The organism is Ahrensia marina, from assembly GCF_042140245.1.
Lineage (GTDB): Bacteria > Pseudomonadota > Alphaproteobacteria > Rhizobiales > MH13 > MH13.
On sequence record NZ_CP159483.1, the window covers coordinates 561935 to 583454 of the forward strand.

Genomic DNA, 21520 nt, shown 5'->3' on the forward strand with positions numbered 1-21520 from the left:
TCAAGTAAGGCAGTCGCTTAGGATTTCTTCTGAGGAAGCATCCGCATCAAGAGTCCGTCTTTGAGGAACAGCTGATGCCGCAACACAAGACCGACATGACCGATGATAGCAGCTAGGAGCACATAGCCTGAGATGATGTGGGTCCATTTGGCGATGAACGCCAGTTCTTCCCATTTGCCAATGGGATTTGGCATCCGCCACACGCCAAAAAGGTTCACTCCAAAGTCGCCCGCCATCACATAGAGATAACCAGAGACAGGCATGATGAACATCGCCGCATAGAGCACCTGCTCGGCGCGGTGAATGAAGCGCTGCTCACCTTGTGACAGTGTTGGAGCCCAGTCCGGCAGCTGCCCGACCTTGCGGTTGATGAGGCGGGGTATGGCAATGGCCAAGGCCAAAAGGCCCAAGGATTTGTGCCAGTTGTAATAGATGGCCTGCGTTAACCCGAGAACCAGTTCCCCGCGCGCCATGTCGGTCATGATGTTGCCGCCCACATATTGGAGCGCGAACAGAATGACGATCAGCCAATGGAAAAGCTTGGTGAGGGCACCATAGCCCTCCTGCGTGTTGCTAAGACCCAACTTTTCACCCCCCTCACGCACATTTGCGGTCAACCAAAACCGGGACGCTATACCGGAATCGACGGGAAGGAAAACTACTCAACGGGATAGGCTAGAAGACGCCTGGACCCGTGCCCTTAAACCCGCTTTTGGTTAGTTGGTCCCAGCCTTACAGCTTCACCTGTGACACAGCGTTTCGTTGCCTTGGTTTTGGAAAAATCGACCGGCGCGGGCAAGATTTGGCTCACAGCCGCACAGCTATGGCGAACACCGATCAAAGGATAGCGTGGAGCAAGCTGGCCAATTGGAAAGATGGGGGCAGCACGCCGAGGCGTGCTGCTTTTGTTGGAAACACTCAGCTTGACTATTCCGCAGGAGCGGTCGCCGGGCCGGTCTCCTCGTCACTCACAAATGTGGTCGGCAGACCAAGCTTTTCGCGTTGCCCATCCTTGTAGATGGCACGGATCAGCGAAAGACCCATCAGCACCATCACAAGGCTAAAGGGTAGAGCACCGATCACCATGGCCGTCTGAATGGCCCCAAGACCCCCAGCAATGATCAAGCCGCCAACCACGAAGGCAAGCGCTGCACCCCAAAAGAGGATGTGCGGCCGCGCCTTGGGCCCTTCATCGCCAGCAGCGTTGATCGTGTTGATGATCAACACGGCACTGTCGGCAGAGGTGACCAAATAGGTCAGAAGCAAGATCACCACGACGACGGACATGATGTAAGCAAGCCCGTCACTGAGCATGACCGAAAGCATCGCGAACAGCTGGTCGGCTTGGCCTGCGCCAGCGATTGCGCCATCGGCGATTCCGGTTAGCTCCAGATCGATGGCAGTACCACCAACCAAGGCGAACCAGACGAAACACATGACCGCTGGGATCATCATCGCGCCCAGGACGTACTCACGAATTGTGCGTCCTTTGGAGATGCGGGCAAGGAACACACCGACAAACGGTGCAAACGCAATCCACCAAGCCCAGTAAAAAATGGTCCAGCCGCCCTGCCAACTGGCCAAAGCATCGCCGGTTTCGGTGCCGTCAGCGGCCCAAACGGTCAGGAAGTTGCCTGGGATCGACACCAGATAGTCGAAGAGGCCGACCAGAAGGGCCTGTGCCCCGAAGAACGTCGATCCGAACAGCAGGAAAAAGGCTAGGATGAAGAAGCTCAAACCCATATTGATGTTGGACAGCCACTTGATGCCTTTACCAACACCGGACAGGGCGGAAAGGGTGGATGCGCCCATAATGATGATCAGCGCAAAGATGATACCAAGCGTTGATGATGAGCGCTCGCCAGCCTCGTTCACACTGAAAAGCCAGTCACCGAATCCAATGCGTGACAGGCCAGAGATAAACTGTTCGACACCGAAGCCCAGGGTCTGAGCAACGCCAAGAACAGTGGCCACCACAGCGACGATATCAACCACATGGCCTACGGGACCAGACAACCTCTGGCCAAAGATTGGCGTCAGAGCTGAGCGGATCGTCAGCGGCAAACCCCGGCGATACGAAAAGAATGCCAACGCCAGGCCAACAATGGCGTAACAGGCCCAAGCAGCCAAACCCCAATGCGTGAACGACCAGATATAGGCATCGCGCACATTGCCTGCTGTGCTGCCTTCGGTGAGACCCTGAATGGTCGCAGGGTTTGCCGCAAAATGGTACATCGGCTCGGCGGTTGCGAAGGTCAGCATACCGATGCCGATACCAGCGCCGAACATCATGGAGAACCAAGAGAAGTTGGTGAATTCAGGCTTGTCTTCGTCAACACCCAGCTTCATGCGCCCGGCTGCTGGCCACAGCGCCAAGGCAAAACAGAGCACAAGAAAGAAAGCGACGGAGTAGACGTACCAATAGTTGAATGAAGCCAGAATGATGCTGTTCAGCGCACCGAGAACGCCGGCAGCCTGGTCGGGGAAGGCGACGGCCCAAAGGATCAAACCACCCACAAGGATCTTGGCGGTGATGGTCACATCTTTGGTGAAACCACGATAAAAGCCAGACTTGGCAACGCGGATGGGAAGGTCGGTGATGGGTGGTTTAATAGCCATGAATCCTCAAGGGTCTGACGAACAACCTTAAGTTTGGCTGACCGAATAAAAACTGTTTGGGCTTGGTTTTACCGAACGATGTCGGCGACCTTAGGTAGCAGGCGCTTTGGGTAATTGCAAAAAAGCCCCAAGGGCCGAGCTCAAACGGGATTGGATTGGGCTTTGTTCATCCAGCAAATCTGGCACGGCGGGCGCGGCGCGGTGGGACCGTCTGACAGGCCAGTGAGATCAGTCAGGCTATCTTTGATGAAGGGCTCGTCCGATCTTTCGAATGGCCGGTAAGCGTGCTTGATCTGACCAACAGCAGTCATCATGCAAGGACGCATAGACTTCTTCTACGCCACTGATTTTTCGATAAAACCTACCGGTAACATCTTGGCCAGTTCGTCGGCGGGCACAGCCTGACTGAACAAAAAGCCCTGGACCTCATCGCAGTGGTGGTGTTTCAGCCACTCCAACTGCTCGGACCGTTCTACACCCTCGGCCACGGTGGTAGCGCCAATCTGCTTGGCCAGGGCAAAGATCAATTGCAGCAACGGTCCGGTTTCAGGAAGTTTTTGCACAAAGCTCATGTCGAGTTTCACGCACTGCACCGGAAAGCGGGAGATGTGCACGAGGTTGGAATAGCCAGTGCCAAAGTCATCGAGCGCCAGACGGAAGCCGAGCTCAGTGATGCGGTGCACTTTCTCGGCCACCTCCGCATCATCGCCACACAGAGAGGTTTCAGTGATTTCCAGTTCCAGACACCGGGTTGGAAACTCAGCCTTGGCCGCCACCTCTTCAAACAGCGTGACTATGCCTGGGGATTGAAACTGTTTGGGTGAGATGTTCACCGACACATCGATTGCGATGTTTTGACGGTGCCAAATATTCAGTTGCTCGCACGCTTTGCGGCAGACCATGTCACCAATCTGATCGATCACGCCCATCTCCTCGCAAACAGGGATGAAGCGATTGGGTGGAATGTAGCCACGATCAGGGTGCTTCCAGCGGATCAGCGCTTCAGCGGCAACGATCGTCTGGGTGCGGATGTCGAACCTTGGCTGGTAGTGCAGCGTGAACGCATCACTGGCGAGCGCCTTTTTGATTTCGCTCTCAAGCCAGATGCGCTCATCGGCCTCTGCGCCCAGGCTTTCATCGAAAATGGTGAAAGCGTTCCTGCCAACACGTTTGGAATGGTAGAGTGCGATATCGGCCTGCTTCATGATGGCCGACCAACTCATATCAGGGGTTAGCTGAAAGACCGCAGCGCCGATGCTGGTGGTGATGTCGAGCTGAACCGATCCGCAGTCAACCGGCGCACGCACATGGGTGCAAATCTCATCCAACCGTCGGCGCAGTACGTCCACATCGCTGAAATCATTGAGCAAAACCACGAACTCATCGCCGCCCATGCGGGCCATGATATCGGAGCTTCGCAGCTGCTGTTGAACGCGCGTTGCAAAGGCAATCAAGATCGTGTCGCCCACCTCGTGGCCAAAGGTGTCGTTGACCTGCTTGAACTTGTCGATGTCGAGAAAGAGCAGTGCATAGTCTTGGCAGGATGTCTCGGCATTGTCGCGCAACCCGTCCATATGCTGCTGAATGGCGGAACGATTGTAGCACCCCGTCAGCTGATCCCTATCGGCCAAGTAACGGGCGTGGTCGCGGGCATTCTTCAGCTCCGAAACGTCCATAGCGGTAACCAGCAGCGCCTGATCGCCGGTGGCAGCGTCCAGGCACCGTTTGACGCTGAAGTCGAACCAACGCGAACCTTGAGCGGTGCGCACTTGGGCCACATGGCGACACTCTCCTTCGCTTTGCCAGCTGCGCGTCACATGTTTGAAGTCAGAGCTCAGCGCAAATAGGTCTTTGAAGGTTGTCATGGTCGCCGGAACGGCATTGCGCGCCGCCGGATTCATATAAAGAGGCCGTCCATCCAACGCGCATAGGGTGATCATGACATCCGTGTGCAGCAAGGCTTCAGCGCTGCGCAGCGCTTCGGACCGCTCTTCGCTTTCGCCTTTGGCCTCGCACATCATGGCCATGCGACCATCAGGCATGATGAATCCGGTGTAGGAGATGTTCAACGTGTGCGGCACGCCACCGGGATAGATCGTCCAGATCTCGTTGAACTCAGCATCACTGGCATAAAAATCGTTCTGATACTGCTTCAAGCGCTTGGCGACGGTCGAGGACATGCCTTCGCTGAGGTCGCGGGTGCGTAACTGCTCTTCGCTGTCGGCCTGCCAGATGCTCAAAGCTGCTTCATTGGCGAACGCGATGCGGGTGTTGTCTGTATCATACACCCAAACAGGCGTTTTTAACCGCCGCGCAAGCGCAAACGGATCATCCGTCTTGTTCGATGCGTTGTCTTTGCTTGCCACAATCCGCGTCCCCTCAAAGCGCCCTGCCGGGAATGATTGAACCGTCTTCTTCTCGTTCAGAACGCGCTATCGTGGTACAATGGCCACCTTAATGAAGGCTTTGTCGGCCCCAGTTTCCGGCACTTTCAGCCCGGTTACATGGGATTTTGGCTTATCGCTCGTTAACAGCATTGCGCGCAATCGAAATGAAATCGGCGGCAAGTGACGGCCACCTCCAACTCCCTTCGCTTTTTGTTCTCTGCCGCCTATATCGGCCAGGATGCCACCTGTCCTTCCCATCGTTCATCACCCTGGTTATGTCGCAGAGCTGCCCGACGGGCATCGCTTTCCCATGCGCAAGTTCGGGGCGCTGGCGGCGCACCTGAAGACGCAGGGGCTGGTGCCCGACGGCTTTCACCAACCGCGCGAGGCACCCGATGGCTGGTTAAGGCTCGCGCACAGCGCCGCCTATGTGGATGGGGTGAACAATGGCTCGGTGCCGCGGCAGATTGAGAAAGATATCGGCTTGCCGATCACCGCTGATGTTGGGCGACGCGGACGGCTTGCGACCGCTGGCACAGTGCTCGCCGGCAAACTGGCTCTGGAACACGGCATGGCGGCCAACACGGCGGGAGGATCGCACCATGCGCGCTTTGAGCAAGGGGCGGGGTTTTGCGTCTTCAATGATGTGGCTGTTGCCGCCCGTGTGATGCAGGCGGACCGGGAGATCAGCAAGGCGTTGATCATTGATTTGGATGTGCATCAGGGCGATGGAACCGCGCGCATTTTTGCGCAGGACCCAAGTGTGATGACACTCTCGGTGCACGGTGCGCGCAACTATCCCGACACAAAGGCCGTGAGCGATGTGGATATCGCGCTGGACGATGGCACAGAGGATGCGACCTACATGGATGTTGTTCAGGCTGCGATCCCGCGCGCATTGGATGGGTTCCATCCCGATATCGTGTTCTACAATGCTGGGGTCGACCCGCATCGCGAGGACAAGCTCGGTCGGCTTAGCCTTTCGTCAGACGGGCTTATGGCCCGCGATCTCTTTGTCATTGATCAGGTACGCAGACGCGGTCTGCCGCTGGCCGCTGTGATTGGTGGTGGCTATGGCGCGGATCATGATGCTGTGGGTGTGCGCCACGCAACCATCCACAAAGCGATGGTCCAGTATCTTTTGGATACCCATTGTTGATCACTTTCGTCGGATGGAAAACTGGTTCCCACTTCTCCTGTGAAAGCTTCTGACTAGCGATTGCTTCGATCAAGCAACCGCATAATGAACCAGACGGGGATCACGAGCGTCGCACCTAGCAGGATCCAATCGCCAAATTGCCCCAGCGCTTCAAAGCCGAGGTTCCAGATCCGTTGGAAGAAATCGACCACGAACTCAACAAGACTCAGCGGTGTCAGCCCCAAGGCTGAGAGAACCACACCCACAAGCAGCGAGATCAACAGCAGCTTGATGAACACACCTATCGGCGATCCTCCAAGGAATCGGTTGACGGCGTTGGACATGTTTGGTCTCCCCTATGGGACGAAAATAAGCGTTGCCAGCATGTGGCAAGCTAACCGCCAACTTGCAAGGTGATCAGAAAATGCGTGTCTTGGTGATCGGCAGCGGCGGCCGCGAGCACGCCCTGGTTTGGGCGTTGCAACGCGCACCGAGCTGCGAAGAGGTGTGGTGCGCGCCAGGCAATGGCGGCATCGATTGCTCGGTGGATATCGACATTGATGACTTTGAAGCGGTGACGGATTTCTGCGCCATCGAAGCTGTTGATCTGGTGGTGGTCGGGCCTGAAGCACCGCTTGTGGCGGGGCTTGTTGATGATCTGGAAGGCAGTGGCACGGCGGCCTTTGGGCCAAGCCAGGCGGCCGCGCAGCTGGAAGGCTCAAAAGCCTTCACCAAAGCGCTCTGTGATGAAATGAACATCCCAACAGCTGCCTACGCACACTTCTCCGACGAAGCCTCGGCGTTGGCGTATCTGGACGCGCACTCTGCGCCGATTGTGGTGAAGGCAGACGGCTTGGCAGCCGGCAAAGGCGTGACCGTCGCGCAAACACGCGATGAAGCGCGGGCGGCTGTTACCGCATGCTTTGAAGGCTCACTTGGTGCCGCTGGCGCAAGCGTTGTCATCGAAGAGTGTCTGGTGGGCGAGGAGGCAAGTCTGTTTGCCCTTTGCGACGGAGAACGGGCCGTGCTTTTTGGTTCAGCGCAAGACCACAAGGCCGTTGGAGAGGGCGACACGGGCCCCAACACCGGCGGCATGGGGGCTTATGCACCCGCTCCGGTGATGAGCGACGCGATGACCGCCAGGGCCATGGCAGAGATCGTCCAACCAGCCGTGGACGGTATGGCCGCGCGGGGCACCCCGTTTAAAGGCGTGCTTTTCGCTGGATTAATGATCACAGATGATGGCCCGAAACTGATTGAGTTCAACACCCGCTTTGGCGACCCAGAATGCCAGGTTCTGATGATGCGCTTTGCTGGTGATCTGGCTGAGGTGTTGATGGCCTGCTCCAACGGGGATGTTTCCGGCGTCACCATGCCTTGGAACGAGGATCCGGTGATGAGTGTCGTGATGGCCACCCAAGGTTATCCAGGTGGCTACGCCAAGGGATCATCAATCACCTTACCCGAGCAGAGCAACGGAGATGTGATGGTGTTTCATGCGGGCACCGCGCGTGATGATGATGGCACACTACGCGCCATCGGCGGACGGGTGCTCAATGTGACAGCGCGTGGTTCAACGCTGCAGGAGGCCCGTGACAAGGCCTATGCCACCGTGGATGCCATCGACTGGCCGGAGGGATTCTGCCGCCGCGATATCGGCTGGCGGGCGTTGTGATTTAGACACCCCACCCCGAAGCTTTGCTTCGACCCTCCCCATCAAGGGGAGGGTTGGCAGTGGTGGCTCGTCATCTATTCCCCTCCCACTCGTGGGGAGGGGTTAGGGGTGGGGGTCAGTAAGCAAACTCTTTGAAGATGCGATCCAGGTCGCCTTTCCAGCTGCCATGATAGCGGTCCAGCAGCACGTCGGCTGGGGTGCGCCCTGTTTCGACGACTTCCTCCAAAGCTGACAGGAAAATCGTTTCATCATTGCCCGATGGGTTCATGTTCTGTCGAGCAGTCAGGCCTTTCTTGGCAAGACTTACCATCTGGCGGGCAAGGTCTTGCACGGTGCCGTTGCGAAACGGTGCTTTCAGCCCATGAACAGGCACGGTTTGACGGATGGCCTCGCGCTCTTCAGCGCTCATGTCCGTCACCAGTGTCTCAGCTTCGGCAAGCACGGCCTCATCGTACATCAGCCCCACCCAGAGGGCAGGCAGCGCACAGATGCGCGCCCAGGGCCCGCCATCGGCGCCGCGCATTTCAATGTAGCGCTTCAGCCGCACGTCCGGGAACAGTGTGGAAAGATGGTTGGTCCAGTCGGACAGGGTCGCTTTTTCGCCCGGAACCGCGGCGTGGGTTCCTGCCATCAAATCGCGAAAGCTGGAGCCCGTGACATCGTGATAGGTGGAGCCGCGCTTAATGAAATACATCGGCACATCCAGCGCCCACTCGACGTAGGCATCGTAACCGAAATCATCATCAAAGGCCTGCGGCAAAGCACCAGCGCGGTTGTTGTCGGTATCCAGCCAGATATGGGCGCGGGCCGACTGCATGCCGTTCACCTTGCCATCGGTGAAGGGCGAGTTGGCAAAGAGCGCAGTAGCGACTGGCTGTAGCGCCAGGCCAACACGCATTTTGCGCACCATGTCGGCTTCGTCTTTGAAATCCAGATTCACCTGAATGGTGCAGGTGCGGTACATCATATCCAACCCGCGTTTGCCGACCTTCGGCATGTAATTGGACATGATCGCATAGCGTGACTTGGGCATTTGCGGCGTTTCTGCCAACGTCCAAGTGGGCGAGTGGCCGAGACCCAAAAACCCGATCTCCAGCGGATTGGCCACTTCGCGAAGCTGGGCAAGGTGGGCATGCACTTCCGAGCAGGTTTGGTGCAGATTTTCCAGCGGTGCACCGGAGAGTTCAAACTGCCCGCCAGGCTCTAGGCTGATCGCCCCACCACCTGTTGGGTCGGCCAAACCGATGATCCGACCCTCATCGAGAATCGGCTCCCAGCCAAGCAAGCCTTCCATGCCGCGTAAGAGCTGCTCGATGCCGCCTGAACCCTCATAGGGAACGGGTCGATGATTGTTGAGAGCAAAGGGGAATTTTTCGTGCTCGGTGCCGATGCGGAAGGCAGACGAAGGTTTCTCGCCCCCTGCCAGATACGCCACGAGCGCATCGCGACCGCCAAGCGGTGTCGCGTCGTCGCTATCACGTGCCAATCGTTTAAGCCTTTTGGGCTGTGTCTATCGTTGAATGACGATTAAGCCGGTTCGCGTGTCGTGTCGAGTGGGCGCTTTTCAAGGCCTGCCAAGATGTCGCCGATCAATCCCGGCCCTTTGAACACATAGCCAGTGTAGAGCTGCACAAGATCAGCCCCTGTATCAAGCTTGGCCTGTGCGGTGGCCGCGCTATCAACACCGCCCACACCGATGAGCGCTTTGTTGTCACCAAGTGCGGCTTTCACCTTCGCAAGCATGGTGGTGGAGGGTTCAAAGAGTGGTTTGCCGGAAAGCCCACCCGTTTCGCTCTTCTTGCCCGAGCGCAGCGTTGCCGGGCGGGCATTGGTGGTGTTCGAAACGATCACGCCCTCAATTGGGCTGGCCTCAATCACCTCAACTGTGTCGGCAAGACCTTCTTCATCCAGATCAGGCGCGATCTTCACAAACACGGGGCAGGTCTGGCCAGCGGTCAATATTGCCTCCCGCGCATTCAGGGCTTCATTGAGCAGGCGGGTCAGCGCCTCTTTGCCCTGAAGATCGCGCAGACCAGGCGTGTTCGGCGATGAGATATTGATGGTGATGTAGTCGCCGAGCAGCGCAAAGCGGCGCATCCCGGTCACATAATCGGCGATACGATCCTCAGCGTCCTTGTTGGCGCCGATATTGACGCCAAGGATTCCAGGTCGACGGCCTTTTGGTGGCAAAGCTTCCAGCCGTCGAGCCATCGCATCATGGCCTTCATTGTTGAAGCCAAGCCGGTTGATCATCGCTTCATCATCAACCAGGCGAAAGACGCGCGGCTTGGGATTACCCGCTTGCGGATAGGGTGTGGTTGTCCCGACTTCGGTGAAGCCAAATCCCTGATCGAGAATTGGCAGGGGCACCTCACCGTTCTTATCGAACCCTGCGGCGATGCCGATCGGGTTTTTGAAGGTAAGACCGGCAACGATCCGGGTAAGGTGAGGTCGTGGCTTCGTCGCCTTGGTCGATGGGCGCACTAGCCCCGCGCGCAAACCCTTTATGGCCAAGCCATGGGCTTCCTCGGGCGGCCGGGCGAAGACCAAACGGCGCGCCAGGGGCCAAGGGTCAAAACTCATGTATCTCCCCTCATGCTTCGATCCCCAAATCGGCAAAGCCTGAAAGATCATGTGGGTCGGGGATCGGCCGCACTGCCAGCGCGAGGCCTGGATCAAGGTGGGCATACAAATGCGGGAACAGGGCACCACCACGCGAGACCTCCCAGTGCAAGTCAGACCCCAACGCCTCGGCTTTGTAAGCGATCAGCACGAGGCTGGCGCGATCGGCAAAGTGCTTTTCCAGCGTGCCCAGCACCTGATCAGCCGCTGAGAGGTGGATGAACCCATCGGCATGATCGACCGGCGCACCAGTGTAGACGCCCGCGGCCTGCGCGGCATGCCAAACCTCTTCGGATTCAATCTTGAAAACCAACGTCGTCACGTTTGCCGCTCCATCACTCTGCTGGCCACGGGGTAGGCCCAGCACCAAGCAGGGTCAATGGTGTCCAAGTGCAAGAAACAGAGTGGCAACGTTTTATCAGTGATGCAGAAATGCATGGGCTGTCAGAAAACGGAACGTTTCAAGAACAAGAGGCTGCACGAAGCGCCATCATCTCGTTAAGGTTGTATTCCTAGAGTTTGCAATTTTACGGACGTGGACAGGAACACATGCCTGACTTACCAAAAAATAGGTCTTCTTTCCTATTCAAGGACCCCATCACCATGTCGCACACGCAGATTTGGTCAGCCATCGATGCGTTGGCCAGTCGTCACGCTTTGTCGGTATCGGCGCTGGCCAAACAAGCGGGACTGGATGCTACGGCCTTCAACCGCTCCAAACGCTTTGCCCAAGATGGACGCCCTCGCTGGCCGTCGACGGAGTCGCTGTTCAAGGTGCTTGATGCCACTGGTGAGGACTTTGACAGTTTCGCTGAACTGTTCGGTGGCGGTGCGCTGGAAACCAAGGGGCGTCCGTCACGCCGGATCAGCGATGTGGTGCCGGTGATCGGCTTTGCGCAAGCTGGTGATGGTGGCTTTTTCGATGATTCCGGTTTTCCCGCTGGCCACGGCTGGGATGCGATCTCTGTGCCGGATCTTGGCGATGACCAATGCTATGCGCTGGAGGTCTCTGGCGATTCCATGCTGCCGCTTTACCGCGATGGCGACATCATCGTCGTGTCGCCCAACGGACAGGTGCGCCGCAATGATCGCGTGGTGGTGCGCACCAAGTCCGGCGAGGTGCTGGCCAAAATTCTTCAGCGCCAAACCAACAGCCATGTGGAACTGCACTCGCTGAACAATGAGCACCCTGATCGCAAAATCGCCAGAGATGACATTGAGTGGATTGCGCGCATTGTGTGGGCTAGCCAGTAGGTGCGCTGGCTTCTGATGGTGGGCGTTGTGTTCGTCACCGCCTGCTCACCGCAGGACGCACCGCCTGAAGAGGAAGAGGCGGGCAGCACACCTCCCGAACCAATTGTGATCATAGAAACACTGCCCGACGTCCGTCAGGTCATCCCGGGGTCGGCAGTTCATGCGCCTGAACCGGGCGCGACACTGGAACGTTTGCCAGCGCCTGTGGTCGCGCCGCCACCGCCTCGCCCTGTGAACCTTGGCATCGTGGTGGTTGAAGAGGTCAACAGGCTGCGCACCCGTCGCGGCATGGTGACCTTGGCGGGCACGCAACGCGTCGCTGCGGATGCTGTCTGCCGCCTTGATGATGGCCGCACACCAGCATGCGAGGTTTTGGCACGTACGGCCATGCGGCGGTTTGTAGGCCGCCGATCTGTTTCTTGCACACTGGGTTTGCGCGAGGATGCAGGAGACGACCACACCGCAGTCTGCACCGCTGGCGACAACGACCTTTCGCTCTGGGTGGTGGCACAAGGTTGGGCCTTTGCCGATGGAACGGCGAGCCCAGAGTTGCGAGCGGCTGAAACCACAGCACGCGCTGAGCAGCGCGGCTTGTGGGCGAGCATCACAGCGCGATAGAGATCAATCGCCATGGCGCTTCTTTCTGTCACCAACTCCATTTCACTGTTCGATGATGAACTGCACGAGAGCTTCGTGCGCGCCAGCGGACCTGGCGGGCAAAACGTCAACAAAGTTTCAAGCGCGGTGCAGCTACGCTTTGATGTGCGCCAGTCTCCCAACCTGCCTGAGCGGGTGCGCGACAAAATCCTGAGCTCTGGCGACAGCCGTCTGACCAAAGACGGCGTGCTGGTGATCCTGGCAGACCGCCATCGCACTCAGGAGATGAATCGCAAAGATGCAAGGGACCGATTGTTTGGCGTTATCCGTAAGGCAGCTCACGTGCCCAAGCGACGCATCGCGACTAAACCGACGCTGGGCTCAAAGAAGCGACGGCTTGAAAGCAAGACCAAACGTGGGGCGGTGAAGAAAGCGCGCAGTGGCAAGATCAGCTTGGATTGAGCGTATCTGCGACGCCAAAGCGCAGCGATGACGGCTAGAATCTCAGGTGATTAAAAACGCTTTGTTTTATCCTGGCGGCCAATCCCTTCCCCCCACCATATGGATACCCCATGCTCTACCAAACCGCCTTCACCGTGATCAACTTGGCCGCTGTCCCTGCCTGGCTGATGCTCCTTCTTGCACCGCGGTGGCAGGTTACCCGCACGCTGGTTCATGGTGGCATCTATCCCACCATCTACTGCGCCATCTATGCGGTTTTTCTGTTCAATCACCTGTTTCTGGGCGCTGCGTCAGCTGATGCGAGCTTCACCTCTCTAGGCGGTGTGATGGGCCTTTTCGATCATCCAAATGGTATCCTGCTGGGATGGACCCACTATTTGGCGTTTGACCTGTTCGTTGGCGCTTGGACCGGGCGCGATGCACTGCGTCGCGGCATCTCGCACTGGCTTGCAGCCCCGGCCATGTTGCTAACCTTCCTGCTCGGCCCTTTCGGCTTGCTGGTGTACATGGCGATCCGTTTTTTCCAGGGAAAAGACCACCTGAGCTTGATTGAGTAAGAGCCGGTGGCCTGCTGCTTGTAAGCGCTATTGAAACAGCACTTCATAAAGCAGCTTCACCGAGACCAGCCCCAGGGCGATCTCGATCAGAAGAAAGAAGATCTTTTCGGGCAGCAAACGGCTGATTTGGGCGCCGCTCCAGGCGCCCAAAAGCGCGAACGGAGCAAGCCAGAGCGCCTGTTGAATGCTCTGCCAATGCATTTGCCCGACATAGATATAGGCTGGCACTTTCATCCAGTTCAGGCATGCAAAGACGATGGCCGTGGTGCCCAGATAGCTCATCTTTTCCAGCTTTTGCGGCAGCACATACGCTTGGTAAGGCGGGCCGCCAGAATGGGCGATGTAACTGGTGATACCGGCCAGCGTGCCCCAGAAGAGGCCACGTGGCACATCGGCTGGCTTTGGCTCCACCTCACGCTGCGCCAAGCGTTTGCGAATGGCATTGAAGAGGTAGGAAAAGCCGATGAGGGCCAGCAACAGCTTCACCCCGTCAGCGGGAACCGATGACACCGCGAAGGTTGCGATCACCACGCCGACGCCGACGGCTGGAATAAGGATTTTCAAGTTGCGGACGGAAAATGCCTTGCGGAAGAGATAGAGCGCGTAACAGTCGGCAATGAGATAGAGCGGCAACAACAACCCCGCTGCCAAGGCTGGGTCCATAAGGAGCGACAAAAGCGGGACAGAAAGGATTGCAACAACGGGCATGCCACCCTTGGAAAGACCCAAGATAAAGGCCGCCAGGCCCGCAACAATCCAAAACGTCATAAGCGCGCTACTCGGCGGCGACGGCAGATAGGCGCGCTGCCTCTTGATCCATCTGCTGTTGGCGTTGGCGGAAGCGGGCGCGGGCTTTGTCTGTGTACTCGTCGACGCAATGCTCGCACTGCACCCCTTTTTCATAGGCTGGGTGATTGCGTTCCGCCTCATCCAGCGGACGGCCACATGCACGGCACAGCGTGTGCTGACCTTCAACCAAGCCGTGACCCACTGAGACGCGCTCATCGAACACGAAGCAGTCGCCGCGCCATAGGCTTTCTTCGGCGGGCACAGTTTCCAGATATTTTAGGATGCCACCCTTGAGGTGATAGACCTCTTCAACACCCTGACCGATGAGATAGCCGGTGGACTTTTCGCAGCGGATGCCACCGGTGCAGAACATCGCGATCTTCTTGTTGTGGAAGCGCTCGGCGTTTTCCTCCCACCATGCAGGGAACTGGCCGAAGGTGCGCGTGCCTGGATCAATGGCGCCCTCAAAGGTGCCAATCGACACCTCATAGCTGTTGCGCGTGTCGATGACCGCAACATCAGGCTGGCTGACAAAGGCGTTCCAGTCCTCTGGCTCAACATAGCGACCAACAGCACAGGTCGGATCGACATCCGGCTGGCCCATGGTGACGATTTCGCGTTTCAGCCGCACCTTCATCCGCTTGAACGGCTTGTCCTGTGCGCTGCTTTCCTTCCATTCCAGGTCAGCAAAGCCAGGCAGTGCACGAATATTAGCAAGCACGGCGTCGATACCAGAACGCGGCCCAGCGATGGTGCCGTTGATGCCCTCCGCGGCAATCAGCAGGATACCCTTTAGTCCCACCTCATCGCACAGGGCTTTCAAAGGTGCCTGCACGGCCTGCGGATCAGGTACTTTGGCAAAATGATAGAGGGCAACGACAGTATGCATGGGCAAGTTCCGTCACGTACGTAGTGTAATGTTGGCGATCTTGTCATCGCGAAACTGAAACTCCGCTGCCGCTGGCAGCGTGATAGATTGGCCCGCCGTCCAGCCATTGGGCAGGTCTTTAGCCACGACAGCATCAAACTGGGTGGTCAACACGGTGCTGCCCAGCATGGTCATGGATGTTTTCACCATCTGGGTGCGCTGCTTGAAGGCGCTTAAGTCATCGTGCAGGGCCGCTTCAAACGTATCCTTGTCACCGGCTTTGAAAAGCACGCCCGCATCGCAATAGTGCCGATACATGACATCATCGCTAACGTCAGCCAGCATCCCCTCAACATCTCGAGCGTTGTAAGCTTCGATGAAGTCCACCACCATGGGCGGCAGTTTGGAGCCTTTGCGCAGTTTGGGCAGTTTGATCAGCGGCATAGCTATCCCACCAAGTCACCGGCTCGCGCTTTGGCAATCAAGGCGCGGGTCTCAGGCACCCCATAAAGCTCCACGAAGGAACCGAAGCGCGGGCCCTTTTCCTCGCCAAGCAGGATTTGATAGAGCGCGGAAAACCAGGTGACGGAAACACCCGGCGTGCCATCCTTGTTGGGCTTGTTCGGGTCGGGGAAGTGTGTGCGCCCCACTTCGTACACGGCGCCTTGCAGCGTTTGGGCATCTGCACCCTGCAAATCAGCAAGCTTGGCATCAAGGTCTTGAAGCGCCGCCTGCTCCTCATCGCTTGGCGCACGATATTTTTTGTTCGGTGCCACCCGATCTTCAAAGTAGCGCACTGCTGAACCGACCAGCGCGTCGAAGGTGGGATTGTCGCCCTTCTTCAAGCCCTCGGCATAGCGCGAGATGAAGCCCCAAAGCACATCCTCATCATGAGCATTGGCAGCACTGGCAAGGTTCAAGAGCATGGAGAAGTTCACCGGCAATTCTACCGGCTGCGGATCACCGGCATGGATGTGATAGGCGGGATTGCCGAGCTTCTGGTTGGCATCCTGACGCTCAAAAGCACCCAGATGCTGGAAGTATTCGTCCACCGCCCTCGGAATCACATCGAAATAGAGCCGTTTGGCCGTGCGCGGCTTTTGGAACATGAACAGCGCCAAGCTCTCCGGCGAAGCGTAGTTCAGCCACTCATCGATGGAGATACCATTGCCCTTGGTTTTTGAGATTTTCTCGCCCTTATCATCGAGGAAAAGCTCAAACACATAATGCTCCGGCGGCGTGCCGCCCAGCGCTTTGCAGATGCGGTCATAGATGACAGAATTGTTCTGGTGGTCTTTGCCGAACATCTCAAAATCGACATCCAGCGCCGCCCAGCGCATGCCAAAGTCAGGCTTCCATTGCAGCTTCACATTGCCGCCGCGAACGTCCAGCGTGACGTCGCGGCCATCTTCGTCCTCAAAGGTGACCGTCGCGTCAGCTGGGTTCACCTCTTTCATCGGCACGTAGAGCACACGGCCCGTGGTTGGTGAGATGGGTAGGATGGGTGAGTAGGTCGCCTGCCGCTCCTCGCCCAACGTTGGCAGCATGATGTCCATGATCTTCTGGTAGCGCTCGAGCGTGCGCACCAGCATGTCATCGAACTTGCCGGACTTGTAATAGTCGGTGGCCGAGGCGAACTCATAGTCGAACCCAAACCCATCGAGAAAGGCGCGCAGCTTGGCATTGTTGTGGTGAGCGAAGCTCTGATGCTCATTGGAAAACGGGCTGGGAACAACCGTCAACGGCTTGCCGAGATGCGCCTCCAGCATATCCTGATTGGGCACATTGCCTGGCACTTTGCGCATGCCGTCCATGTCATCAGAAAAGGCGATCAGCCGCGTTTCAACCTTGCCGCCTGTCAGCACATGAAAGGCGTGGCGCACCATGGTGGTGCGGGCGACCTCGCCAAAGGTGCCGATGTGTGGCAGGCCAGAAGGACCGTAGCCGGTTTGAAAAACCACTGGATCGGTCTTGCCCGATTTCTCAATCCGTTTGACCAGCTTGCGCGCTTCTTCAAATGGCCAGGCTTTGGCGCGTGTGGCAGCATCTAAGAGGTCGGGATCAAGATCGGCGGGAGCAAGCGTCGGCATTGGGGGTTTTTCCAAAGTTCTAGGGCCGGCACATCTTGTGCGGCGGTGATCGCGTTCCTAGCTTGAGGCCTGACGAAACACAATTGGCGGCTAGCCACCCAGCACCGCCGAGACTGCCAAAGGATTGCCCATGTCTGATATCACCGCCCAAGACGCCCTTGTTATGCTGATGGTGTTGGTTTCGGCATCCGACCGCGCAATGAAAGACGAAGAACTGGCCAAGATCGGTCAGATCGTCTCCTCTTTCCCGGTGTTTGACGGCTATTCGCATGATCGCCTGGTGGCGACATCGGAGACAGCAAGCCTTGCTTTGTCAGAAGAGGGTGGGTTGGACTCGGTGGTCAAAGCGATTGCAGAAGCAATCCCAGAGCGGCTGCGCGATACGGCCTATGCGTGCGGCGTGGAGGTGGCAGCGGCCGATCTGTCGCTGCGCCAAGAAGAGCTGCGCGTGCTTCAAATGCTGCGTGATGCACTGGAGCTCGACAAGCTAACCGTGGCCGCACTGGAGCGCAGCGCCATGGCTCGCTATCGCGGAATCTGAGTGGTTTTCATCTGCCTCTAAGTGCCGGTGTACTTGGTCACCGCCTCGCAGACACGCCCGTCTTTGATGCCTTCCATATAAAGGCTAATCGGACTGTCTTTGGCGCTTGGCACCGGCGGTTTCTGACCGAGCAATCCAATTGAAGGCGGTGGGTTGGCGCCCGGCATATCTGCCGAACGCCATGGCTTTACCTGAACCTGGTTTAGCGCCCGTGGTAGGCTTGGCTGACGGCAAAGCTGTCTTCAAACCAGTGCCAAAGCACCACCTGGCCATTGCGGACTTTGGCGCGCAGAGCGAAAGAGAACTCGCCAATTTCCTGTCCGGACTGGGTTGTCATGCCATTCATTTTGCCGAACACAGCAACAGTGTCGCCAAAGGCGAACGCATCAGTGTTCTCCCAGAGTGTTGTCTGAAGGTTGGACGAGAACACGCCCAAAAAGGCAAAGATCGCCTCTTTGCCGACGCTCTCGCCGATCCATGGCAGTGTGGCGTCACCCTCATTGTGCCACACCATATCGTCGGCCATCAGCGCGCTCATGGCGTCCATGTCGCCGCCGCCCATGGCGCCCATAAAAGCCATGACAGTATCAAAGGAGGATTGGCTGGTTGCGTCCATTGTTTGTGCTCCTGCGTGCTTTGCCAATGTCAGCGCCAGGGCGGCGCCAAGCGATGCTTTGAGGACAGTTCTGCGGTCCATCGTTAAAACTCCAATCGGGGGTGTGGCTTGCAATACCGGGGGACGCGCTTAGCGGCCGCCCCGGCGATCACCGCGTCCAGTACTCGGGGATCAAGCTGAGCAAGAAGTCTCCGCCATAGCCAGGAAAGGCCGCCTTGATGCTGGCGGCTGCATCATCAGGAGACGCGGCGGTGTTCATCGCCTCATCCATCACTTTGATGTAGGCGATCGCGGTATCGAGATCGCCACGTGTTGTCGGCAATCCATGACCGACCAAAAGCGTCTCACAGGCCGGATCGTCACGCAGGCTTTCCAACGTCGCAATCCAGTTGGCACGATCAACGCCCGGCGCGAAGAAGACGCCGTTGTAAACAAGGTCTTGCACGATCGCGACCTGCTGTTCGGGAAAGACCGTGGCGATGATGTGCGGCGCTTCGGTGTTTTCATAGTGACGGAACTCAACAGGCACGCCCGACATCTCTGTCATGCCAATCGCAATATCGGCGCCCTCCACCACATTGGCAGGGGCTTGACCATCACCGGCAGCCGCTTCAGCGATCACGGCCTCTCGAATGGCAGGCAGGGTGGAGAACCGCACGCCTTCAAAGACATCGGCGGCGCTCCAATGATCGGGGTGCTCATGGCTGAGCACGGCCATGCCCACCGGTTTGCCCGTTGCGGCGATGGTGCCGGCGACTTCCATTGCTGTTGGTGGAATGAAGGTCGCATCGACCAACAGAAGCTGGTCGTCAAACTCCACAATGTGCGACGTGACGTTCACCGCCTGAGAGGGTGACACATAGGTGTGAAACGTAACACCGCCTTTGGAAAAGGTGTGCACCGTTCCGGCGGGCAAATCTCCGCCTTGGGCCCTAACGCGCAAGGGTTTCAGTGTTTCGCGCAGCAGCGCAGCCGCGCCGATGGAGAGCGTTGCCCCTTTAAGCAGGGTACGTCGCGATAAGGTTGGCGAGGTGGAATGGGTCATCAATCATACTCCCTTGGGGTTAGGTGATTTAAGAGGTGCGTTGCCAGGTCAGCGTGGGCGTTTCGCGAAATGCGAAGCGGGCGAGGTGATCGGTGATCACCCGCTCAAGCTTGCGCAGTTTGAACGCACCTGCGCTCGCCCGCATCGTCAGAGCTGTTTCTGAAGCGGAGAGCTCGCACTCGCCGAACGGAAAGGTGATGCGCCCCTTGCTCGCGGTGAACGTGGTTGGCACTTTGTGCCCAAAGTGCTTGCAAAGCTGCTGGAGATACCGGCTGGCGTTGGGTGTCTGGAACGTTGCTGTCGCGTGTTTCATGGCCACTATCCTGTTGCTGGCCAACAGAGATAGACGAGGCATGTTTTTTTGATTACCCATGTAATATCTCAATCACTGTTCGAAAAAATCGAAATATGGCGGATGATTACAAAGGGCTGGCTGCGTTTGCTGCCGTGGCCGAGGCAGGCAGTTTCAGTGGCGCGGCGCGTCGGCTCAAGCTTTCCACGTCGGTGGTCAGCCACCACATCTCGAAACTAGAGGCGCGGCTCGGCGCCTCGCTCTTTTATCGGTCCACGCGCTCGCTCTCCTTGACTCTGGAGGGCGAGAAGGTGCTTCCAGCGGCACAGCAGATGGTGGCATCCGCTGAAGATGCGTTGGATCTTCTGGCCGATGATCTGGACCATCTGGTTGGGGCTCTGCGCGTAACCCTACCTACCTTTGGCATCAACACGCGGCTTCATCAGGCGGTTTGGGCGTTTGCGCTTGAGCATCCGATGATCGCGCTGACATTACACAGCGTTGATCGCCAGGTCGACCTGATACGGGAGGGGTTTGACCTTGGCATTCGCCTAGGCGTTCTTGCCGATAGCAGCCTGATGAGCCGGCGCATCGGCACCTTCCAGCGCACCATGGTGGCCTCGCCCGATTACCTTCAAAGCCTGGAGAAACTGGCGACACCGCATGACCTGAAGCATTGCGCGTTTATCGCCATGACCATGCTGCCCACCTCAGTGGCGCTGCAAAGAAAGGGCGAAGAGGTGATCCTTGAACCGGAGCATATCCGCATTGAAGTTGATACGGTGGCAGCCGCCAAGGCTGCTATTTTGGCCGGACTTGGCATTCAGCGCCTACCCCACAGTGAGGTGGAAGCAGAGCTGAAGACCGGCGCGCTCGTCGAAGTGCTACCGGGTTGGCGTCCGCCAGAGCTGGGTGTGTATGCGGTTTGGCCCGATACCGGTGCTCAAAAGAAACTAACGCGCAGGCTTGTGGATTTCTTAACGGCAACGCAGAAGTCGCCAAGCTGATCAGTTTCTAGGGCATCACCGTCATCGCTCGCTTCATTTTGAGGTCGAAGGCGCTCTCCTGCCGACCCACCAGCTGTGCATCGCCTCAAAAGCAGGTCTCAGTGCCAAGGCGTCATCGGTTGCGTTGTATTCCACGCGTGGCGGCACCTCGGCATAGATCTGACGCTGGACCAAACCATCGTCCTCCAACGCACGAAGCTGCTTGGTGAGCATGGTCTGGGTGATGCCGTCGATCTCTCGTCGTAACTCCCCAAACCGTTTGGTGCCGTGAAAGATCAAGATTTGGAGAATGGTCAGCTTCCATTTGCCACCGATCATCGCAAACACGAGCGGCGCTGGGCAGAGGTCGGTTTGGGTCTTGGTGTCCATCATATGATCCAATAGTATCTTTTTGATACTTTAGTACGAAAAAACTGCCTACTTTTCAAACCCTATGCATTGCTTAGTGTGTCAGGCTCATCAAGAAAGGCTTCGACATGCAAACACTCTTGCACCCCAACATACAAAACTATGCCGCCTCGATTGACGTCGCCGCCTCACCGGCGCGCAGTTTTGAGGCCATCGCCACGGAGATGGATCAGTGGTGGACCAAGACGACCGAAGGACAGCTTGAGAGCATCGGTGATCGGGTGAAAGTGATCTTCCCACCACATTTCGGTTTTTGGACCTTTGAGGCCGTCACGATTGAGCATCCAAATCTGATCACGATGCGCTGTGTCGATGCCCGCCACAGCGTTGAGGGGCAGCCTGAAACGATTGAACAGGAATGGATGGGAACGCTGATCCATTGGCAGTTTGATGCAACAGACACCGGTACACAGATTTCGATGACCCATGATGGCCTCACGCCACAGCTAGCGTGTTGGGACATCTGCCAGGACGGCTGGAACCACTTTTTCAAGAGCAGTCTAAAGGCGTTCTTGGATGGTGCAGAACCTAGCCCACACAGCGCCCCGTAGTG

25 protein-coding genes are annotated in these 21520 nt (G+C 57.6%); 9 read left to right on the forward strand and 16 right to left on the reverse strand.

The features are described from left to right. Nucleotides 1-17: 17 nt before the first annotated feature. The 3 genes from ABWH92_RS02765 to ABWH92_RS02775 form a co-directional block, all read right to left on the reverse strand. Nucleotides 18-584: a cytochrome b gene (locus tag ABWH92_RS02765; RefSeq protein ID WP_375571935.1), complete on the reverse strand. Its 567-nt coding sequence runs from the start codon at nt 582-584 to the stop codon at nt 18-20. A gap of 343 nt (nt 585-927) precedes the next feature. Next, nucleotides 928-2619, reverse strand: a complete 1692-nt coding sequence (locus tag ABWH92_RS02770) for a BCCT family transporter (protein WP_375571937.1) — start codon at nt 2617-2619, stop codon at nt 928-930. 335 nt (nt 2620-2954) lie between these two features. Next, nucleotides 2955-4985: a putative bifunctional diguanylate cyclase/phosphodiesterase gene (locus ABWH92_RS02775; RefSeq protein WP_375571939.1), complete on the reverse strand. Its 2031-nt coding sequence runs from the start codon at nt 4983-4985 to the stop codon at nt 2955-2957. Nucleotides 4986-5244: 259 nt separating this feature from the next. Here ABWH92_RS02775 and ABWH92_RS02780 point away from each other — a divergent pair, with 259 nt between their 5' ends. After that, nucleotides 5245-6165 (forward strand): histone deacetylase, encoded by a 921-nt coding sequence (locus ABWH92_RS02780; RefSeq protein WP_375571941.1) that lies wholly within the window; start codon nt 5245-5247, stop codon nt 6163-6165. Nucleotides 6166-6218: 53 nt separating this feature from the next. Here ABWH92_RS02780 and ABWH92_RS02785 read toward each other — a convergent pair whose 3' ends face one another. Further along, complete coding sequence (locus ABWH92_RS02785; protein ID WP_375571942.1) at nt 6219-6488, reverse strand: DUF6460 domain-containing protein; 270 nt, start codon at nt 6486-6488, stop codon at nt 6219-6221. Nucleotides 6489-6568: 80 nt separating this feature from the next. Between ABWH92_RS02785 and purD the strand changes: the two genes are divergently transcribed. After that, on the forward strand, nt 6569-7819 hold the full coding sequence (gene purD, locus ABWH92_RS02790; RefSeq protein ID WP_375571944.1) for a phosphoribosylamine--glycine ligase: 1251 nt from the start codon (nt 6569-6571) through the stop codon (nt 7817-7819). 115 nt (nt 7820-7934) lie between these two features. Here purD and ABWH92_RS02795 read toward each other — a convergent pair whose 3' ends face one another. Genes ABWH92_RS02795 through ABWH92_RS02805 form a run of 3 tightly spaced genes read right to left on the reverse strand, consistent with a single transcriptional unit; the run spans nt 7935 to nt 10763 of the window. Further along, nucleotides 7935-9305, reverse strand: a complete 1371-nt coding sequence (locus ABWH92_RS02795; RefSeq protein ID WP_375571946.1) for a glutamate--cysteine ligase — start codon at nt 9303-9305, stop codon at nt 7935-7937. A 41-nt stretch (nt 9306-9346) separates the two neighbouring features. Further along, nucleotides 9347-10402 (reverse strand): quinone-dependent dihydroorotate dehydrogenase, encoded by a 1056-nt coding sequence (locus ABWH92_RS02800; protein WP_375571948.1) that lies wholly within the window; start codon nt 10400-10402, stop codon nt 9347-9349. Between the two features lie 10 nt (nt 10403-10412). Beyond that, complete coding sequence (locus ABWH92_RS02805; RefSeq protein WP_375571950.1) at nt 10413-10763, reverse strand: DUF952 domain-containing protein; 351 nt, start codon at nt 10761-10763, stop codon at nt 10413-10415. Between the two features lie 281 nt (nt 10764-11044). Here ABWH92_RS02805 and ABWH92_RS02810 point away from each other — a divergent pair, with 281 nt between their 5' ends. The 4 genes from ABWH92_RS02810 (at nt 11045) to ABWH92_RS02825 (ending at nt 13311) form a co-directional block, all read left to right on the forward strand. Next, nucleotides 11045-11695 (forward strand): helix-turn-helix transcriptional regulator, encoded by a 651-nt coding sequence (locus tag ABWH92_RS02810; RefSeq protein WP_375571952.1) that lies wholly within the window; start codon nt 11045-11047, stop codon nt 11693-11695. Then, entirely contained in the window at nt 11696-12313 is a 618-nt protein-coding gene (locus ABWH92_RS02815; protein ID WP_375571953.1) for a thermonuclease family protein, read from the forward strand. It abuts the gene before it with no gap. Between the two features lie 12 nt (nt 12314-12325). After that, complete coding sequence (arfB, locus tag ABWH92_RS02820; RefSeq protein ID WP_375571955.1) at nt 12326-12754, forward strand: alternative ribosome rescue aminoacyl-tRNA hydrolase ArfB; 429 nt, start codon at nt 12326-12328, stop codon at nt 12752-12754. A 110-nt stretch (nt 12755-12864) separates the two neighbouring features. Next, nucleotides 12865-13311: an ABA4-like family protein gene (locus tag ABWH92_RS02825; protein WP_375571957.1), complete on the forward strand. Its 447-nt coding sequence runs from the start codon at nt 12865-12867 to the stop codon at nt 13309-13311. 27 nt (nt 13312-13338) lie between these two features. On the opposite strand, the gene ABWH92_RS02830 is transcribed toward ABWH92_RS02825, so the two are convergent. The 4 genes from ABWH92_RS02830 to ABWH92_RS02845 are packed head-to-tail and all read right to left on the reverse strand — an operon-like array spanning nt 13339 to nt 17058. Further along, nucleotides 13339-14079, reverse strand: coding sequence for a sulfite exporter TauE/SafE family protein (locus tag ABWH92_RS02830; protein WP_375571958.1), 741 nt, complete (start codon nt 14077-14079; stop codon nt 13339-13341). A gap of 7 nt (nt 14080-14086) precedes the next feature. Further along, nucleotides 14087-14989 (reverse strand): rhodanese-related sulfurtransferase, encoded by a 903-nt coding sequence (locus ABWH92_RS02835; protein WP_375571960.1) that lies wholly within the window; start codon nt 14987-14989, stop codon nt 14087-14089. Between the two features lie 12 nt (nt 14990-15001). After that, nucleotides 15002-15412, reverse strand: coding sequence for a nuclear transport factor 2 family protein (locus ABWH92_RS02840; RefSeq protein ID WP_375571962.1), 411 nt, complete (start codon nt 15410-15412; stop codon nt 15002-15004). 2 nt (nt 15413-15414) lie between these two features. Next, nucleotides 15415-17058 (reverse strand): lysine--tRNA ligase, encoded by a 1644-nt coding sequence (locus ABWH92_RS02845; protein ID WP_375571964.1) that lies wholly within the window; start codon nt 17056-17058, stop codon nt 15415-15417. 130 nt (nt 17059-17188) lie between these two features. Between ABWH92_RS02845 and ABWH92_RS02850 the strand changes: the two genes are divergently transcribed. Further along, nucleotides 17189-17599, forward strand: coding sequence for a tellurite resistance TerB family protein (locus ABWH92_RS02850; protein WP_375571966.1), 411 nt, complete (start codon nt 17189-17191; stop codon nt 17597-17599). A gap of 17 nt (nt 17600-17616) precedes the next feature. On the opposite strand, the gene ABWH92_RS02855 is transcribed toward ABWH92_RS02850, so the two are convergent. The 4 genes from ABWH92_RS02855 to ABWH92_RS02870 all read right to left on the reverse strand — a co-directional run bounded on the left by ABWH92_RS02855 (nt 17617) and on the right by ABWH92_RS02870 (nt 19573). Then, the gene (locus ABWH92_RS02855) at nt 17617-17766 is read right to left on the reverse strand and encodes a hypothetical protein (RefSeq protein WP_375571968.1); all 150 of its coding nucleotides are present in this window, start codon (nt 17764-17766) and stop codon (nt 17617-17619) included. A gap of 35 nt (nt 17767-17801) precedes the next feature. After that, entirely contained in the window at nt 17802-18296 is a 495-nt protein-coding gene (locus tag ABWH92_RS02860; RefSeq protein WP_375571970.1) for a nuclear transport factor 2 family protein, read from the reverse strand. Nucleotides 18297-18363: 67 nt separating this feature from the next. Beyond that, nucleotides 18364-19260 carry an MBL fold metallo-hydrolase gene (locus ABWH92_RS02865; RefSeq protein WP_375571972.1) on the reverse strand — a complete coding sequence of 299 codons (897 nt, stop codon included), beginning with the start codon at nt 19258-19260 and terminating at the stop codon, nt 18364-18366. Between the two features lie 28 nt (nt 19261-19288). Continuing rightward, complete coding sequence (locus ABWH92_RS02870; protein WP_375571973.1) at nt 19289-19573, reverse strand: DUF2218 domain-containing protein; 285 nt, start codon at nt 19571-19573, stop codon at nt 19289-19291. A gap of 95 nt (nt 19574-19668) precedes the next feature. Here ABWH92_RS02870 and ABWH92_RS02875 point away from each other — a divergent pair, with 95 nt between their 5' ends. Next, complete coding sequence (locus ABWH92_RS02875; protein WP_375571975.1) at nt 19669-20559, forward strand: LysR family transcriptional regulator; 891 nt, start codon at nt 19669-19671, stop codon at nt 20557-20559. A gap of 33 nt (nt 20560-20592) precedes the next feature. Here ABWH92_RS02875 and ABWH92_RS02880 read toward each other — a convergent pair whose 3' ends face one another. Beyond that, nucleotides 20593-20931: a winged helix-turn-helix transcriptional regulator gene (locus tag ABWH92_RS02880; protein WP_375571977.1), complete on the reverse strand. Its 339-nt coding sequence runs from the start codon at nt 20929-20931 to the stop codon at nt 20593-20595. Between the two features lie 104 nt (nt 20932-21035). On the opposite strand from ABWH92_RS02880, the gene ABWH92_RS02885 reads away from it, so the two are divergent. After that, nucleotides 21036-21518, forward strand: a complete 483-nt coding sequence (locus ABWH92_RS02885; protein WP_375571979.1) for an SRPBCC domain-containing protein — start codon at nt 21036-21038, stop codon at nt 21516-21518. The last annotated feature ends 2 nt before the right edge of the window (nt 21519-21520 follow it).